18 protein-coding genes are annotated in these 15375 nt (G+C 57.1%); 8 read left to right on the forward strand and 10 right to left on the reverse strand.

What is annotated here, in order from left to right; genetic code table 11:
- Positions 1–43 precede the first annotated feature (43 nt).
- Positions 44–730, reverse strand: coding sequence for a thiamine phosphate synthase (gene thiE, locus MID00_RS11015; protein WP_254498821.1), 687 nt, complete (start codon positions 728–730; stop codon positions 44–46).
- Entirely contained in the window at positions 723–1532 is an 810-nt protein-coding gene (locus tag MID00_RS11020) for a bifunctional hydroxymethylpyrimidine kinase/phosphomethylpyrimidine kinase (RefSeq protein WP_031233047.1), read from the reverse strand. The genes thiE and MID00_RS11020 overlap by 8 nt, the downstream gene beginning before the upstream one ends.
- 140 nt (positions 1533–1672) lie before the next feature.
- On the opposite strand from MID00_RS11020, the gene MID00_RS11025 reads away from it, so the two are divergent.
- From MID00_RS11025 to MID00_RS11040, 4 genes are all read left to right on the forward strand, one after another.
- Complete coding sequence (locus MID00_RS11025; protein ID WP_009460582.1) at positions 1673–1837, forward strand: rubredoxin; 165 nt, start codon at positions 1673–1675, stop codon at positions 1835–1837.
- A 112-nt stretch (positions 1838–1949) separates the two neighbouring features.
- Entirely contained in the window at positions 1950–2471 is a 522-nt protein-coding gene (locus tag MID00_RS11030) for a YqgE/AlgH family protein (RefSeq protein WP_009460584.1), read from the forward strand.
- 16 nt (positions 2472–2487) lie between these two features.
- Complete coding sequence (gene ruvX, locus MID00_RS11035; RefSeq protein WP_009460586.1) at positions 2488–2895, forward strand: Holliday junction resolvase RuvX; 408 nt, start codon at positions 2488–2490, stop codon at positions 2893–2895.
- 23 nt (positions 2896–2918) lie between these two features.
- Positions 2919–3683, forward strand: coding sequence for a 1-acyl-sn-glycerol-3-phosphate acyltransferase (locus MID00_RS11040; protein WP_009460588.1), 765 nt, complete (start codon positions 2919–2921; stop codon positions 3681–3683).
- A gap of 5 nt (positions 3684–3688) precedes the next feature.
- Here the strand turns inward: MID00_RS11040 and MID00_RS11045 are convergent, their stop codons facing one another.
- The 8 genes from MID00_RS11045 to mpl all read right to left on the reverse strand — a co-directional run bounded on the left by MID00_RS11045 (position 3689) and on the right by mpl (position 12208).
- Positions 3689–4525: a symmetrical bis(5'-nucleosyl)-tetraphosphatase gene (locus tag MID00_RS11045; protein ID WP_254498822.1), complete on the reverse strand. Its 837-nt coding sequence runs from the start codon at positions 4523–4525 to the stop codon at positions 3689–3691.
- 3 nt (positions 4526–4528) lie between these two features.
- Entirely contained in the window at positions 4529–5689 is a 1161-nt protein-coding gene (lptG, locus tag MID00_RS11050) for an LPS export ABC transporter permease LptG (RefSeq protein ID WP_086061563.1), read from the reverse strand.
- Between the two features lie 53 nt (positions 5690–5742).
- Entirely contained in the window at positions 5743–6462 is a 720-nt protein-coding gene (gene mtgA / locus MID00_RS11055; protein WP_035275164.1) for a monofunctional biosynthetic peptidoglycan transglycosylase, read from the reverse strand.
- Position 6463: 1 nt separating this feature from the next.
- Entirely contained in the window at positions 6464–7315 is an 852-nt protein-coding gene (gene aroE / locus MID00_RS11060) for a shikimate dehydrogenase (protein WP_035270447.1), read from the reverse strand.
- Between the two features lie 106 nt (positions 7316–7421).
- Positions 7422–8291 (reverse strand): energy transducer TonB, encoded by an 870-nt coding sequence (locus tag MID00_RS11065; RefSeq protein ID WP_009460600.1) that lies wholly within the window; start codon positions 8289–8291, stop codon positions 7422–7424.
- Positions 8292–8296: 5 nt separating this feature from the next.
- On the reverse strand, positions 8297–10186 hold the full coding sequence (locus MID00_RS11070) for a ribonuclease catalytic domain-containing protein (RefSeq protein WP_022983598.1): 1890 nt from the start codon (positions 10184–10186) through the stop codon (positions 8297–8299).
- A 41-nt stretch (positions 10187–10227) separates the two neighbouring features.
- The gene (locus MID00_RS11075; RefSeq protein ID WP_254498823.1) at positions 10228–10815 is read right to left on the reverse strand and encodes a YqiA/YcfP family alpha/beta fold hydrolase; all 588 of its coding nucleotides are present in this window, start codon (positions 10813–10815) and stop codon (positions 10228–10230) included.
- 28 nt (positions 10816–10843) lie between these two features.
- The gene (gene mpl / locus MID00_RS11080; RefSeq protein WP_060186662.1) at positions 10844–12208 is read right to left on the reverse strand and encodes a UDP-N-acetylmuramate:L-alanyl-gamma-D-glutamyl-meso-diaminopimelate ligase; all 1365 of its coding nucleotides are present in this window, start codon (positions 12206–12208) and stop codon (positions 10844–10846) included.
- 140 nt (positions 12209–12348) lie between these two features.
- On the opposite strand from mpl, the gene MID00_RS11085 reads away from it, so the two are divergent.
- The 4 genes from MID00_RS11085 (at position 12349) to accC (ending at position 15302) form a co-directional block, all read left to right on the forward strand.
- A complete protein-coding gene (locus tag MID00_RS11085) occupies positions 12349–12813 on the forward strand; it encodes a TlpA disulfide reductase family protein (protein ID WP_254498824.1) in 465 nt (154 codons plus the stop codon).
- Positions 12814–12974: 161 nt separating this feature from the next.
- Positions 12975–13409, forward strand: a complete 435-nt coding sequence (gene aroQ, locus MID00_RS11090) for a type II 3-dehydroquinate dehydratase (protein ID WP_009460608.1) — start codon at positions 12975–12977, stop codon at positions 13407–13409.
- An 86-nt stretch (positions 13410–13495) separates the two neighbouring features.
- Positions 13496–13948 (forward strand): acetyl-CoA carboxylase biotin carboxyl carrier protein, encoded by a 453-nt coding sequence (accB, locus tag MID00_RS11095; RefSeq protein WP_009460610.1) that lies wholly within the window; start codon positions 13496–13498, stop codon positions 13946–13948.
- A gap of 4 nt (positions 13949–13952) precedes the next feature.
- Positions 13953–15302 carry an acetyl-CoA carboxylase biotin carboxylase subunit gene (gene accC / locus MID00_RS11100; protein WP_009460612.1) on the forward strand — a complete coding sequence of 450 codons (1350 nt, stop codon included), beginning with the start codon at positions 13953–13955 and terminating at the stop codon, positions 15300–15302.
- Positions 15303–15375 lie beyond the last annotated feature (73 nt).

Here is a 15375-nt window from a genome sequence, read left to right on the forward strand (position 1 = left end):
AGGCAAGAATCCAGATGTGAAAAGGTCAAGGCCAGGCAAGGGATCAGCGCACAAAGCGCGATGAGTCCTGGGCGTGAAAGTAGTCGGTAAAGCGTTGCGCCGTGGCGCGTATATCGCTGGTTTCAAACAGGCTGCTGATAACGGCAACGCTATCGACCCCTGCTTCCAGCAGTTCGGGCATTTTCTCGGGTGTGATGCCGCCAATCGCAACAATGGCAGCACGCCGTCCCTCGTGTTCTTGTTCTTGGCAAAGTAGTCGAGCTTGTCGCAAGGTGTTCAGTTCAGCCGGGGGGGCTTCGGGTTTGACGCTGGAAGGGTACATGGCCCCAAAGGCAATGTAGTCTGCATCGTCTGTCAGGGCCTGGCGAGCCAGATCCAGACTGTTATAGCAGGAGCGTCCCAGCAGGGCTTGCGGCCCCAGTGCCTGACGGGCCTGGGTCAACTCGCCATCGCTTTTACCCAGGTGCGCGCCTTGCACATCAAACTCTTGCGCCCAGCTCCAGTGATCGTTCACCAATAGCGGCAGATCCAAAGACAGGCACAGCTTGATCAACTCTTTGAGTTGTTGCTGGCGGATTGGTTCCGGGCCGTTCTTGCGACGGAACTGCAAGACCTGCAAACCCCCTTCGTGAGCGGCACGCACTGCGTTCAACAAGCGGGCGGTGTCGTCCCATTCGGGAGTAATGCCGTATAGACCGGCAGGAAAGCGCAGGGTGGTGGTGTCAGTCATTTTGGGGAGCAACAGGGTTGAACAGGCGGTGGCCCATACCGGGCTGGAAGGTGTCACTGGCACGTGCCTGCAGGTGCAACAAGGCTGATTCTACCGCGTTATCCAGCTCGTGGCCTTGAGCCAGAAAGCTCAGGCAGGCGGTAGCCAGCAAACTGTCTATGTCCTGCTGACGCAGGCCGCCATCCAGCGGCATGCTGTAGTCCAGACGACCGTGATGTCCCTGAAAACGCGTGTGCCATTGTCCGGCAGCACCGGGGACGCCGGTGACCAGTACGGCATTGGCTCCGTTGTTCAACAAGGTTTCCACGGCATCGGGGGTGTCGCCCAGCAGCTCGTCGGCCTGCCAGCGCTCCAGGCTGGGGTGGTCGATCAATAATAAGGAGCTCAGGGGCAGGAGCAGGCGTAAACTGGCATCAAGAGCATCGTCCGCATCCAGTTCGTCCAGGCCGGTGGGCATGGCGCTCAGGTGCAGGACCAAGGGCAGTTCAGGGTAGTCGGAGCAAAGCTCGGCCACCATGCTGGCGATTTCAGGACTGTAGACAGGACCGCACTTGATGGCCTGAATGTTCATGTCCTCCAGCAAGCAGCGCGCCTGGTCGTCGGCAATGTCCTCTGCCAGGGTCTGAATGTTTTCTTGCTGCGCGCTATCGCGCACCAGCAAGGCGGTGGGCACGCTGACGATATGGCAGCCCAGATGAGCGCCAGTGATGGCATCGGCGGGCAGGTGGGCACCGCCGCTGGGATCATAAGGAGCCAGCACGAGCGCCAGAGCAGGACTTGAATTTTTGATTTCAGCAGCCATCTTGTCTTGGTTACCCATGCAGGGCCGGCAAGGCTCTGGATGTCACGGGTTGAGTAATTTAGTAATATGAACCCCATTTTAATGGATTGCCCCGATTTGCACGCGGATCGGACTATGTTTACAAATACAGTAGGAATACTATGCGTACGTGGATGTGCCTGATTTGCGGCTGGATTTATGATGAAGAAGCAGGTTTGCCTGAGGAAGGCATTGCGCCGGGCACACTCTGGGAAGACGTCCCTCCGAACTGGGTCTGTCCCGAATGCGGCGCTCGTAAGGAAGACTTCGAAATGATCCAAGTGTGATCATCTCAAGTTCCAAGGTGGTTTGTTTTGACGGGAGGTGTGTATGAGTGCCACTAGCCAGTCCCCGCTAATCCAAGAAAGCGCTGATCTAACGCACCACCTGTTACTTGCCATGCCCGGTGTGGTTTCGGGCAGCTTGGCTGACACGGTGATTTATGTCTGTGAACATAATGAACAAGGTGCCTTGGGCCTTGTTATCAATCGACCAACAGATCTGAGCCTGGTTGAGCTGCTGTCTCGTATCGAGGTGGATGTGGAAAACCGGGCTGATCTGGCCGCGACTTCTGTCTACTTCGGTGGACCGGTGCAAACGGATCGCGGCTTTGTTCTCCATGATTCCGATAAAACCTATACCTCCAGTCTGGGGGTAGGTGATCTGACTCTGACTACTTCGCGGGACGTACTGCAGGACGTAGCCCAAGGCCAGGGGCCAGTGCATATGCTGGTCACGCTGGGTTATGCCGGTTGGGCTGCGGGCCAGCTGGAAAGCGAGATGGCCGACAATGCCTGGCTGAGCATCAAGGCTACCCATGAAATCCTGTTTTCTACCCCGGTTGGGGAGCGCTATGATCGCGCCCTGGCCTTGCTGGGAATCAGTCCTTTTACCCTGACAGGTGCTGCGGGCCATGCCTGAACACGAAACACCGTCAATGGTCAGCTCGGCGCAAACCTTGCTGGCCTTTGACTATGGCCTGAAAAAAATTGGTGTGGCGCTGGGCAACACCTTGACGCGCCAGGCCCGCCCTTATACGATTTTGCGGCCCGTTACACGGGAACAGCGCTTTGCGGCTATCGAGGCTTTGCTCAAGGAATGGCAGCCCGATCGCGTCGTGGTAGGTTTGCCTTTGACCCTGGATGGTGGCGAGCAGTATGCTTCGCTGCGGTGTCGGCGTTTTGCCAACCAACTGCACGGTCGCTATGGCGTTGCAGTAGACCTGGTCGATGAGCGGGGCTCCAGCATGGAGGCTCAAGAATTGCTGGGCAATAATGACGATGATGATGCCATGGCAGCTTGCGTGATCCTGCAGCGATATCTGGACAGCCTGCCACCGGCCTGAGCTCTCTACAAGGTTGCAGCCTTTTGATTAGTTTATTTCGTTTTAGTTGGCGCGCTGTCGCTCTGATTGTGTGGATCGTGGTCGGCTTGTTAAGCGTCGGTCTGCTTTTTCCGGTATTGCGTCCAGGCGGGCGCCGCGTCATGGTGTTGCGCATGTCGCGCCTCTTGATGCTGATCTGCGGCGTGCGTGTACTGCAGCACGGCCAGGCCGTTCAGGATCGATCCGTGCTCTATGTGTCCAACCATATCTCCTGGTTGGACATTTTTGTACTCAACAGCGTGCGTAGTACCTCTTTCATTGCAAAAAGCGATATTCGCCGTTGGCCAGTGATTGGCTGGCTGGTGGCGGGTGCAGGGACGGTTTTCATTGAGCGCGGGCAGCGTCGTGCCATTCAGATTGTCAGCCAGCAAATGGCTGTGTGCTTTGAGCGTGGTGATGCCGTAGGTCTGTTCCCTGAAGGCACCACTTCAACCGGTCTGGATGTACAGCCTTTCCACGCCAGTTTGTTTGAGACGGCTATCAGCCTGAATGTGGATATTCAGCCGGTGGCTCTGGTATTTGAGCAGAAAGGCCAGCGCAGTGAGCGCTTTGCCTTTGTGGGCGAGCAGTCTCTGGTTGGCAATATCTGGGTTCTGCTCAGTGCGCGTAATGTCTCTGTGCACTGCCATTTTCTGGACCTGATGCCGGCTCAATCCTGTACGGAGTGGGGACGTTCGCAAACGGCACAAACAGCTCGTGAACAGATCCGTGCGGTCGTGTGCCCCGAGGCCGTCACTGTCGAGGCCTGATGGCTTTAGCCCGGTTTCTTGCTTTCCGGGCAGTGAATCTGAACCAGATGCCGGTCTTGCAGGCGTACAGCACTAAGCTGGCGACCCCAGACGCAGCCGGTATCCAGACTGATCACGGTAGGCGTGTTCAGCAAGCCCAGCGTAGACCAATGTCCAAAAATAATAGGAACCTGGGCACAGGCGCGATTCGGCATTTCATACCACGCTAGCAAGCCGGACTCGGCATCCGGTGCACCCTTGTGCTTGAAGTCCATGCGGCCATTCACATCGCACATGCGCATGCGGGTCAAGGTGTTGACAATGGCGCGCAGGCGATCGTAGCCTTGTAGCCCAGCATCCCAGCGATCCGGGTTGTTGCCGAACAACTCAATAATCTTTTCTTGCCAGTCATCCGCACGTAAGAGTGCTTCCAGCTCGTGGGCGTATTCCAGCGTTTGCTCCGGGCTCCAGTCGGGGTGCACTCCGGCATGTACCATCAGATGGCCATGCTCATAATGAGCCAGCGGTTGGTGTCGCAGCCAGTCCAGCAGCTCTTGTGCGTCCGGCGCGGCCAGCAGTTCCTGCAAGGTATCCTGTTTGCCGGGCTTGCGCACCCCGGCAGCGACTGCCAGACAGTGAATGTCGTGGTTGCCCAGTACACAGACGGCGCGATCGCCCAGAGAACGAATCAGGCGCAACGCTCCCAGAGAGTCCGGGCCACGGTTGACCAGATCGCCTGCAAACCAGAATTTGGCCTGGCTGTCGGCTGCAATATCAGGATGGCTGAGCAAGCTGTCCAGGGGGCGGCAGCAGCCTTGAATATCACCAATCGCCCAGATGGCGGGGGAAGTAGCTAAGGACATGATTTAGTTGGTTGTGCTGGAGTTGCGACGACGCCGGTTGTGCCGGTTTTCCATCATGATAAGAGCACTCAAGGCCATGGCCATGGCGATCAGGTTCGGAACCAGAGCGGTGACCCACGGCGCCAGATTACTGAGCATGGCCACGTTCAAGGCCAGCTGATTGATCATGAAAAAGCCCACGCCCAGCAAGATACCGGTAAAGACCTTGGTGCCCACACCGCCGTGGCGGGTCTGCATGAAGCCGATAGGCGCAGCAATGGTAATCATGACCAGCAAGGTAAAGGGGTAAGCGACTTTGCGCCACAGGGCCACAACCTGACGTTTGGTCTGCAGCTTGTTCGCGTCCAGGTAGCCGATGTAATCCTTCAGGTCCAGAATGGACATGCGCTCGGGTGTCACGACGCGTGCAATCAGTCGATCCGGCGTTAGCGTGGTGGTCAGCGTCAAGGTGGGGCGTTTTTCAATTTTGACCAGCGCTTGATCAGGCGCCTTATCCTGTGACAGAGCCGTGTGGGCCTGCTCATTGACGTGGGTTTCGGTAACGTCCTGCAAGTCCAGCTGGTTCTTGTGGAACTGTCCGCTGGGAGCTTGAGTCATTGCACTCAGGCGCTGCCCATCCGAGAAGTCGAACACGCTGACATCGCTTACTTTGCCATCGCCCTGCAGGTTGGCAATATTGATGATGCGCACCCCGCCACTGTCATTGCTCTCCTTGAACCAGTAGCCACTGTCCAGACGGCCGCCACCGGAACGTCCCAGCAAGGCCATGCCTTGCTCACTGGATTTGATCTCGGCCATGGGGGTGACATACTCGGACAAAACAAAGGCCCCCCCTACCAGGGGCAGGGTAATGGTCCAGAGCATCAGCATCATGTGCAGGCCGCTAACGCCTGACGCACGCAAAATTACCAGCTCATTGCGCTGAGCCAGACTGGCCAGGGCCAGGGTGGCACCAATCAACAGGCCAATGGGCAGCAGGTCGTACAGACGGGTGGGCAGCTCCAGGGCCTGGATGTAAAACAGATTCATCAGGGTGAACTTGGAACCGACCTTGTCCAGCTCTTCAATCAGGGCGAAAAAGGTGAACAGGCCAAGCAGGGCAATCAGCACCACGGCGCTGGAGCGATAGATTTCGGAAGCGAGATAGCGGCGTGCGGTGCGCATGAAAATAGGGCCCAGGAAAGACGTGGCTAGCTTAACAAAAATGCGGATTGCAGTCAGGGAATAGCGACTTGTCGCATACGTTGACTGATAGTGCGCGTGCGCGATTGCAAATAGGGGCTGTTACGGTTTTTGTCATAGTAGGCCGGGTTGGGCAACATGCCCGCCAGACGGGCGGCCTGCATGGCACTGAGCTTGGCCGCATCAACCTTGAAGTAGTGGCGTGCCGCCGCCTGGGCACCAAAAACGCCTTCTCCCCATTGAGCTACGTTCAGGTACAGCTCCAGGATGCGCTCCTTGCTCATGACGGTTTCAATCATATAGGTCAGAATCAATTCCTGACCTTTGCGCAGATAACTGCGTGATTCCGATAGAAACAGATTCTTGGCCAGTTGCTGGGAAATGGTAGAACCACCACGACGGCGGGTAGAGCCCTTTTCCGACTGGCGACGGTTGTATTCCCAGGCTTTGCGAATGGCATCCCATTCGACCCCCGAATGGTTCAGGAAGTTCGAATCTTCGGAGGCAATCACTGCGCGTTTCAAATTGGCGCTGATCTTGTCGTACGGCACCCATTGATAGCGCAGTTCGGCATCCGCATTGGCGCTGCGCAACTGGCCCTGCTCGGCCGCCATGAAGGTGGTCATGCGGGGCGGCACCACGCTGTACCAGAGCACCATCAGAAACAGGGCGATCTGATAAAGCAGAACACCAGCGGCCACGGCCAGAACGGCCAGGCCAGCCAGTTTCCAGGGATGGGCCAGAAGGCGACGCACGTCAGATTTGTCCGATGTCCTGGCGCAGCTGGGCCAGTACGGGTTCGACATCGGCCTCTACGCCGTGCCAGATCTGAAAGCTGGCGGCCGCTTGGCCTACCAGCATGCCAAGGCCATCTTTGCTATGTGTGGCACCGGCTTGCTCGGCGGCACGCATGAAGGCAGTGGGTTCGCTGGCATAAAACATATCGTAGGCCAGAGAGTTGCTGCGATAACGGGCATCTGGCAGTTCGGGCAGATTCTGGTTCAGGCTGGCCGAGGTGGCATTGATCACAATGTCCCAGTCGCCACAATGATCGTCCAGACCGCCCGCGCTCAGGCGGCGGGAGGCATCCGGGTCCAGAGCAACGACCTGCTCACGAATGTCGTAGGCTTTGGCGCTGGTGCGGTTGATGATGTGCAGCATTTCGCAACCGGCTTCCAATAAGGGGAACACCACTCCACGCGAGGCACCACCTGCACCGATCAGCAAGATACGCTTGCCTTCCGGGTTGTGGCCGACACGCAGCAGGTCCGAGCACAAGCCCACTCCATCGGTATTGCAGCCATGCAACTGTCCATCTTCCAGCCATAGCGTATTGACGGCTCCGGCCATGCGAGCGCGACGGCTCAAGCGTGGGCCCACCAGATCATAAGCCTGCTCTTTGAAGGGCAAGGTGACATTCAGGCCGCTGCCGTCCTTGAAAAACTCCTCCACGGTGGCGTTAAAGCCATCCAGTGGTGCCAGAATGCGCTCGTAGCTCAGGGCCAGATTGAACTGGCTGGCAAACTGCGTATGGATTTGTGGAGAGCGGCTGTGCTCGATAGGGTGACCAATAACGCCGTAGCGCTTGGCGGGAGTCGTGTCGGGCATGGTTAAGCGATGCTTGTCTTGTTGTGAGGTGTCAGCCCCAAGGCTGAAAGCGCATATTTTACCCTAGGGTCTGCTTTTGCCAGAGCTTGCTGTGGACAATACGATCTTATTGCACATCCGTGCCGTGCATACTGAGCCTGTCATGCGTAAAACTCCAGCTGCGGGTAATGACGAGTACATCCGCGCCAGGAGCCACTTGTTCGGGCAGGGGGGCGAAGGGGGCGGCCAGTTCCACAATGCGGCGGGCCGCCAGATTCAAGGCGGCCTGATCTGAAGGCTCAGTAATCTGGGCACGCAGCAGGCTGCCATCGCGCCGGATATAGACTGTCATTTGCAGTTGACCGTACAGTTGCTCGCCATTTTGCTTCGGATAGTGGCGGGTGCCGGTCTGCTCAATTTTTTGACGCCACTGATCCAGGTACTGGGCTTGTTCGCTGGCTTTGGCGCTGGGGCCTACATAGTGGTAGCGGGGTTGGCGTTGTTGTTCACGAATCTGCTCACGCAAAATCGCCAGTTGGCTATTTTGCACTTGTGGGTCCAGATCATGGTCGTCCGGGCCGGGCTCAATGGACGCGCCAATATATTCAAAGCTGGGTGTCGACAAAGGTGCCTTGTCCTGACTTTCCAGCTCGCCCAGCAGGCGCTGCTGTTCAGCTTCCAGGCTTTGCTGGCGTGCACGCAAGGCTTCCAGCACTAACTGATTCGGCAGATTGGGATCGGTCAGCGGCAAAGGATTGCTGGCTTGCCCTTGCTGATGCTCTCCGCCGCCATCCAGATTCAACTGCGCTAACAGTTGGGGACTTAACGGTGCCGAGTCGGTACTGAAATTGACCAGTGCTACATCCAGACTGTTGGCTGGTGCGGGCGAGGGCGCGCGAGCCGGCCAGAAGATCAGCAAAAGATGAATCAGTGCCGAAAGGGCGACCGCCAGCCACAAATAGTCTTTGGGCGCGTGGCGGCGGTCGAGCTTGGTCATGATCGTCAGTCAGCCGTGGCGACCGAGCGCAAACGGGCTTCCACCGTCAAAGCCAGTTCGTCGAAGGACAACAGATCCAGCGTGACTTCCTGACCACGTTCAAGTGCTGGCAGGCCGGGGACATGAAGAACCAGCGGCGCATTGCTCAGGCGCACCAGATCTTCCTTGATGAAGTTGGCCTGGACTTGCTTGATGTCGTTTTGTTGCAGCCAGCGCAGGCACCAGAAGCGCTCCAGAGACGACTGGTAGTCCGACCACTGGGTGTATTGCGATTCAAAGGCGCCAATAATGGCGTACAGATCCGCATCCTTGGGCTGGAAGGGGGCGGCCAGGCGTGCGGAGATGCCGTGCTCGGCCGCCGCCAGAATCTGGCCCTGATTGATCAGGTCCACATAACGGCGCAGAGGCGAGGTCGACCAGATGTATTGCGGCACACCAATGGATTCGTGCGGGCCGGGGGTGGTGGACATACGCGTACGCATGAACTGCTGGGAGCGGTAAATACCGGGCACATTGTGCTCGGCCAGCAAACCGCCCCACAGCTGATTGGCCAGAATCATGTATTCAGCCACCAGCAGGCTTAGCGGCGCATTGCGCACGCGTGGCACCAGACGAATGATGGAGTTTGGATCGTCGTGCGGGCCATCCAGCTCGAAGCTGTATTCCACACGGTTATTGTTTTCCGGTTTGCCACGCACGGCTTCACGCTGGGCTGACAGTTGGCGCGAGAAGTTCCATAGCGGACGCAGCCATTGTGCATAGGGCAGTTCGGCGTTTTCGTCGGCCAGAGCTTCTTCGCTGATGAGCGGGTCCAGCTCGTGCTGGCGCAGGTTGCCCGCCACGGTAATGCGTTCCAGACGAGTCTGATGCGACAGGATTTCACCAGTGCTGATGTCGGCGTCTACATACAGCGACAGGGTAGGACGAGTCTGCCCTTGATCCAGGGAGAAATGCGCGATCAGCTCGGGCGGCAGCATAGGGATCTTGTAGCCCGGTGTGTATACCGTTGCCATGCGATTGCGGGCAATCTGGTCGATCTCGTTGCCACGAGCCAAAGCCAGCGAAGGCACGGCAATGTGAACCCCGATACGCAGGCGGCCCGGTTCCGGATGCTGGACGGACAGGGCGTCGTCAATTTCAATCGTATTGGCGTCGTCCACCGAGTAGGCGGTGACATCGGCCTCGGGCAGGTCCTGCCCCCAATTTTGCAGGGCAATCTCCGGAAAGCCTGTCCCTTTGGGGAAGTGCGCGGCCAAAAAGCGATGTTGATGCAAAGTCAGTGGATTGGACCAGGCACCCAGCGACAGCAGCAGCTTTTCCGTGCTGACACCCAGTTCTTTCTGGGCCTGATCAAACGCTTTCCACTCCAGCGTGTTCTTGTCTGGCTGAGTCAGGAAGGTGCTGGCTTTCTCGGCAACTTCGGGCGGCAGTTCGCCCTTGATCATCTGTTCGGCCCAGGTCTGGATTTGCTCTTGCTGCAGGCGTTTCTTTTCAATGGCGGCCAGAGCGGCTTGCAAAATTTCTGGCGGAGCAGGGCGGTACAGCCCTTTGCCACGACGGTGAAAGTAGGCGGGTGCGCTGTGCAGGGCAAAGATGGTGCCGGTTTTTTCGACAGCGCTGGGCGCGTGACCGAAATAATCCTGTGCCAGCGTGGACGCTTCAAACTCCTCCTGGGGGGCGCATTCCCATAAAAAATTGATATCCAGGGATTCGGCCAGCGCTTGGGCTTTTTCCAGCAGTTCTGCCGGGGCGGGCTGCTCGAAGGTAAATAGAACGCTGTTTTTCTTTATTTTGCTGCGTTTGCCAGACGCGGATTCCACCTGCATGGTGGTATCGCTGTCAGAAAATATTTTTTCTGCTTTGAAATTACCGCTGTCTTCAAAAAGGACGTACATGATTTTCCATCTGGATGGTGCTGGCCATCCGGTAAAGATAGTTAAGGTTGTTGCAGGGCAAAGCGCAAAATTTCGTCGATCCAGGGATCAAAGTCGGTCAGGCCGTGATCTCCGCCTTCCAGAATGTGACCTTGGCTGCCTTTGTACCAGTCCGCCATCTCGCGCCAGTTCAGGACTTCATCACCTTTGGCGGCCAGCAGGTAAAAGCGCTGGGGATCGCTGGGGCGTGGTACGTGAATGTCGTTGAGCTCATCCACATAGTCGGGCAGGAAGTGAAACGGGTCGGGCGAGTGATAACAGACATGCTCGCCCACCTGCGTAGCCAGATCGCGCCCTGCGTAGACCACCGGGTTAAGCAGCACGGCGCGGCTGTGATAGTGCTGCGCCAGGTGGCTGGCATAGTAACCGCCCAGCGAGGAGCCGATCACACACAATTGATCGGCGCTCATGCCCGCCTGCATTGCCGTGTCCACAATGCGCTTGCACATGGCAATGGCCTGGGCCGGGCTGGCGGGCAATTGCGGGCAGCGCCACAGGTGCAGCAAGCCACTGTCCTGCATGGTTTGTTTCAGGCGCTGCGCTTTGTAGGACGAAGGCGAGGAACGAAAGCCGTGTAGATAGAGGATCATGGAGGCACCTGCTATATAGATAAGAGGGTCAGCGTGACAGTTGATCCAGCAGGCGCTGATGAATGCCGCCAAAGCTGCCGTTACTCATCACGACAATGGCATCGCCGGGCTGGCTGGCCTGAACAATGGCCTGAACCATTTTATCCAAATCATTCCACGCTGTGGCGCGATCCCCTAAAGGAGCCAGGACCTTGGCCGCATCCCAACCCAGTGCGTGCTTGCCCTGGGTCTCGCCGTAGCAAAAAACCAGGTCGGCATCTTCCAGCGAACCGGGCAGGCGGGCAGCCATGGCACCCAGCTTCATGGTGTTGGAGCGTGGCTCCAGCACGGCCAGAATTCGGGTGGCTTTACCTGTCTGGCTGCGCAAACCGGCTAGCGTAGTAGCAATGGCGGTAGGGTGATGGGCAAAATCGTCGTAGACGGTAATGTCATTGACCACGCCACGCACTTCCATGCGGCGCTTGATGCCAGCGAATTGGCTCAGTGCCGCGCAAGCCTGTTCAGGTTTGACGCCTACATGGTGGGCAGCGGCGATGGCGGCCAGAGCGTTCAGGCGATTGTGTTCGCCGGTCAGTGTCCATTGGACGATGCCTTGGGACTGGCCTTTGAACATCACGTCGAAAGAGGTGGCGCTGATTGCCTTGCTGTCCCAATCTCCGTCGGGGCCAAACTGTTCAACCGGCGTCCAGCATCCACGGGCCAGGGTTTCGTCCAGGCTGGGGGTGTGGGTGGGACGCAGAATCAGCCCGGTGGAGGGGATGGTACGCACCAGATGGTGAAATTGGGTCTGGATGGCGTGCAGATCAGGGAAGATATCAGCGTGATCGTATTCCAGATTGTTCAGGATGGCCGTGCGGGGGCGGTAGTGAACAAATTTGGAGCGCTTGTCGAAAAAGGCGGTGTCGTATTCGTCGGCCTCGATCACAAACAAGGATTGTTCTGGATTGAAGCGGGCCGACACACCCAGGCCGGGGGCCACGCCACCGATCAGGAAGTTGGGGGACAGCTGGGCCTGTTCCAGGATCCAGCCCAGCATGGAGCTGGTGGAGGTCTTGCCGTGCGTGCCGGCCACGGCCAGAACGTGCTGCTTGTGCAGAATGTTCTCGCCCAGCCATTGCGGGCCGGATGTATAAGGCAGACCCTGATCCAGAATGGCTTCCATCAGAGGATTACCGCGCGTAACTACATTGCCCACTATATAGAGATCAGGGGACAGCCTGGTTTGCTCTGCGCCAAAGCCTTCAATAAGCTCAATGCCTTGTTCTTCCAGCTGCGTGCTCATGGGCGGGTAGACCCCGGCATCGCAACCGGTAACCGTATGGCCAGCCGAGCGGGCAATCAGGGCCAGACCACCCATGAATGTGCCGCAAATTCCTAGTATATGTATGTGCATGACAATCCTCCGGCCTGTATTCTAGACGACTGTTTGATCTGATGCGTGAGCTTTGGTGAGGGCCGGTGCTATCATCCCCAGATGATATTTTTCAGGTGTGAGCCGGTATGCGTAGGCGTCTTTTTCTGCAGAAATCGCTAGTGTGTGCAAGTCTTTTGGCCCTGCATCCCGCCCCTTGGGCCAGTTTGCTGCCTTCAGACCCCTTCCTGGCGCAAAGCTTCAAGGATCTTCAGGGCGAAGATCGCGCGCTCTCTACTTATATAGGCAAGCCCCTGGTGGTCAATTTCTGGGCGACCTGGTGTGCACCTTGCGTCAAGGAAATGCCGGACCTGCAGGAACTGCACAAACGCTACCCCGAGGTGAACTTTGTGGGTATCGCAGTGGACTCGCTGGATAACGTGAAAGAGTTTCTGGAACGCGTGCCGGTCAGTTACGACATTTTGCTGGCTGGTTCGGGTGGCTTGAAACAAATGCGCAGCGTGGGCAATAAAAATGGCGGATTGCCCTTTACTGTCGTGTTTGGCAGCAATGGCCGGGTCAGCGAACGCATTTTGGGCCAGATAGATCCCGAAAAGTTGGACGAAGTTATTAAAGCTCAACGCTAACTGGCCGACTTTTTCGCTTAATTTCGTCAAATTGTCGGTCTGGTCCACCCCTGTTTCAAACGGGATGGGACCAATGCTAACTGTTTGTAAGCCAAGCAGGTTTATGGACAAATGACGTTATTTAGCGTAAAAAGGCGGTCTGTCTTGACGAAAAATCCGCTATGGCGAAACATGTCCTGGTCCTTAACGGGCCCAACCTCAACCTGCTGGGTACCCGAGAACCCGATGTCTACGGACATCAGACTCTCGACGATATCAACAGTGGTTTACAGGTGCTGGCCGACCAGCATGGCGCGCAGTGTCATTTTTTTCAAAGTAATCACGAAGGCGGGCTCGTCGATCGAATTCATCAAGCCCGTACCGAGGGCGTGGATTTCATCCTGATCAATGCTGGGGCCTACACCCATACCAGCGTGGCGATACGGGATGCGCTTGCCGGTGTCGGTATTCCGTTTATTGAAGTTCATCTGTCCAATGTTCACCGTCGTGAGCCGTTCCGTCACCACTCCTATCTCTCTGACATCGCTAGCGGTGTCATTGTTGGTTTGGGGGCCTACGGTTATGAAGCCGCGCTGCGGTTTGCTTTGAATAGTTAGGCGGTTCGTTTCGTTTTTTTGACCAATATTTTTTTAATGCCGTCCTGACCCAGTCAGTGGCTAGTGCGGCGTTGCGGGAAGTACGCATGGATCTTAGAAAACTCAAAACCCTGATCGATCTGGTAGCCGAGTCTGGCATTGCCGAACTGGAAATCACTGAAGGTGATGACAAGGTTCGCATTGTGAAATTTTCGCAAAGCTCGGCAGCTCCCGTGGTCTATGCTCCCGAGGCTCCTGTAGCCCAGGTGGTAGCCCCCGCCGCTGGCGCTCCTGCCGCAGCTCCCGCTGCACCCGCCGTTCCCGAAGGCCACGCCGTCAAGGCTCCTATGGTCGGCACGTTCTACCGTGCTCCTAGCCCAGGCGCTGCTCCTTTTGTGGAAGTGGGCCAGACGGTCAAGGAAGGCGAGCCTTTGTGCATTATCGAAGCCATGAAGCTGCTCAACGAGATCGAAGCCGACAAGTCCGGCGTGATCAAGGAAATTCTGGTTGAAAACGGCGGGCCGGTGGAATACGGTCAGACTCTGTTCGTCATCGGTTGATGATATGTTTGAAAAAATCCTAATCGCCAATCGGGGCGAAATTGCCTTGCGTATCCAGCGCGCTTGCCGCGAGATGGGTATCAAGACAGTCGTCGTTTATTCTGAAGCTGATCGTGGTGCCAAGTACGTGCGTCTGGCCGACGAGGCCGTGTGTATTGGCCCCGCCCAAGCCCGTGACAGCTACCTGAGCATGCCTGCCATTATCTCGGCAGCAGAAGTCACCGATGCGGAAGCCATTCACCCTGGCTATGGCTTTATGGCTGAAAACGCGGACTTCGCTGATCGTGTCGAAAAGAGCGGTTTTGTCTTTATCGGCCCACGTCCCGAGAACATCCGCACGATGGGCGATAAGGTCATGGCCAAAAAAGCCATGATCGAGGCCGGTGTGCCTGTGGTTCCCGGTTCGGATGGCGCCTTGCCCGACGATCCTGCTGAAATCGTGCGTATTGCCCGTGAAGTGGGCTACCCGGTCATCATCAAGGCCTCTGGCGGTGGTGGTGGTCGCGGCATGCGCGTGGTCTACACCGAAGCCGCTTTGCTGACGGCCGTTGCCACGACCAAAACCGAAGCCGCTGCTGCGTTCAATAATCCCGAGGTCTACATGGAAAAGTACCTCGAGAATCCACGCCATATCGAAATTCAGGTATTGGCTGATGGGGATCGCAATGCAGTCTGGCTGGGGGAGCGCGACTGCTCCATGCAGCGTCGTCACCAGAAAGTGATTGAAGAAGCACCGGCTCCAGGTATTCCACGTCGCCTGATCGAACGCATCGGCGAGCGTTGTGCTGATGCCTGCCGTCGTATGCGTTACCGCGGTGCTGGTACGTTTGAATTTCTGTACGAAAACGGCGAGTTCTTCTTTATCGAGATGAACACCCGTATTCAGGTCGAACACACCATCACTGAAATGATCACCGGCATTGATCTGGTCCAGGAGCAGATCAAAGTGGCCGCAGGCGAGAAGTTCGTGCTGCGCCAGCGTGACATCGAGTTTGAAGGTCACTCGATCGAATGCCGTATCAACGCGGAAGATCCATTCAACTTCGTACCAAGCCCAGGCTTGATTACCAAGTGGCACACTCCCGGTGGCCCTGGCGTGCGTATCGACTCGCACGTGTTCACCGGCTACACCGTGCCGCCGTACTACGATTCCATGATTGCCAAGCTGATTACCTACGGTAAGACGCGCGAGCAAGCCATTGCCCGTATGGACATTGCCTTGTCCGAAATGGTGGTGGAAGGGATCAAGACGAACGTGGATCTGCACCGGGAATTGATGCAGGACGCCAGCTTCAAGGCAGGCGGCACCAGCATTCACTACCTGGAACAAAAGCTGGCCCAACGTAGCAAGTAAGGGCAGCAACAGGTCAGGCCACAGCCCTGACCTGACAAGAATGATGACTATGTAAAACAGGGGCGAGCCCCCT

Source organism: Alcaligenes sp. NLF5-7, from assembly GCF_024266725.1.
GTDB classification, from domain to species: Bacteria; Pseudomonadota; Gammaproteobacteria; order Burkholderiales; family Burkholderiaceae_B; genus Alcaligenes; species Alcaligenes phenolicus.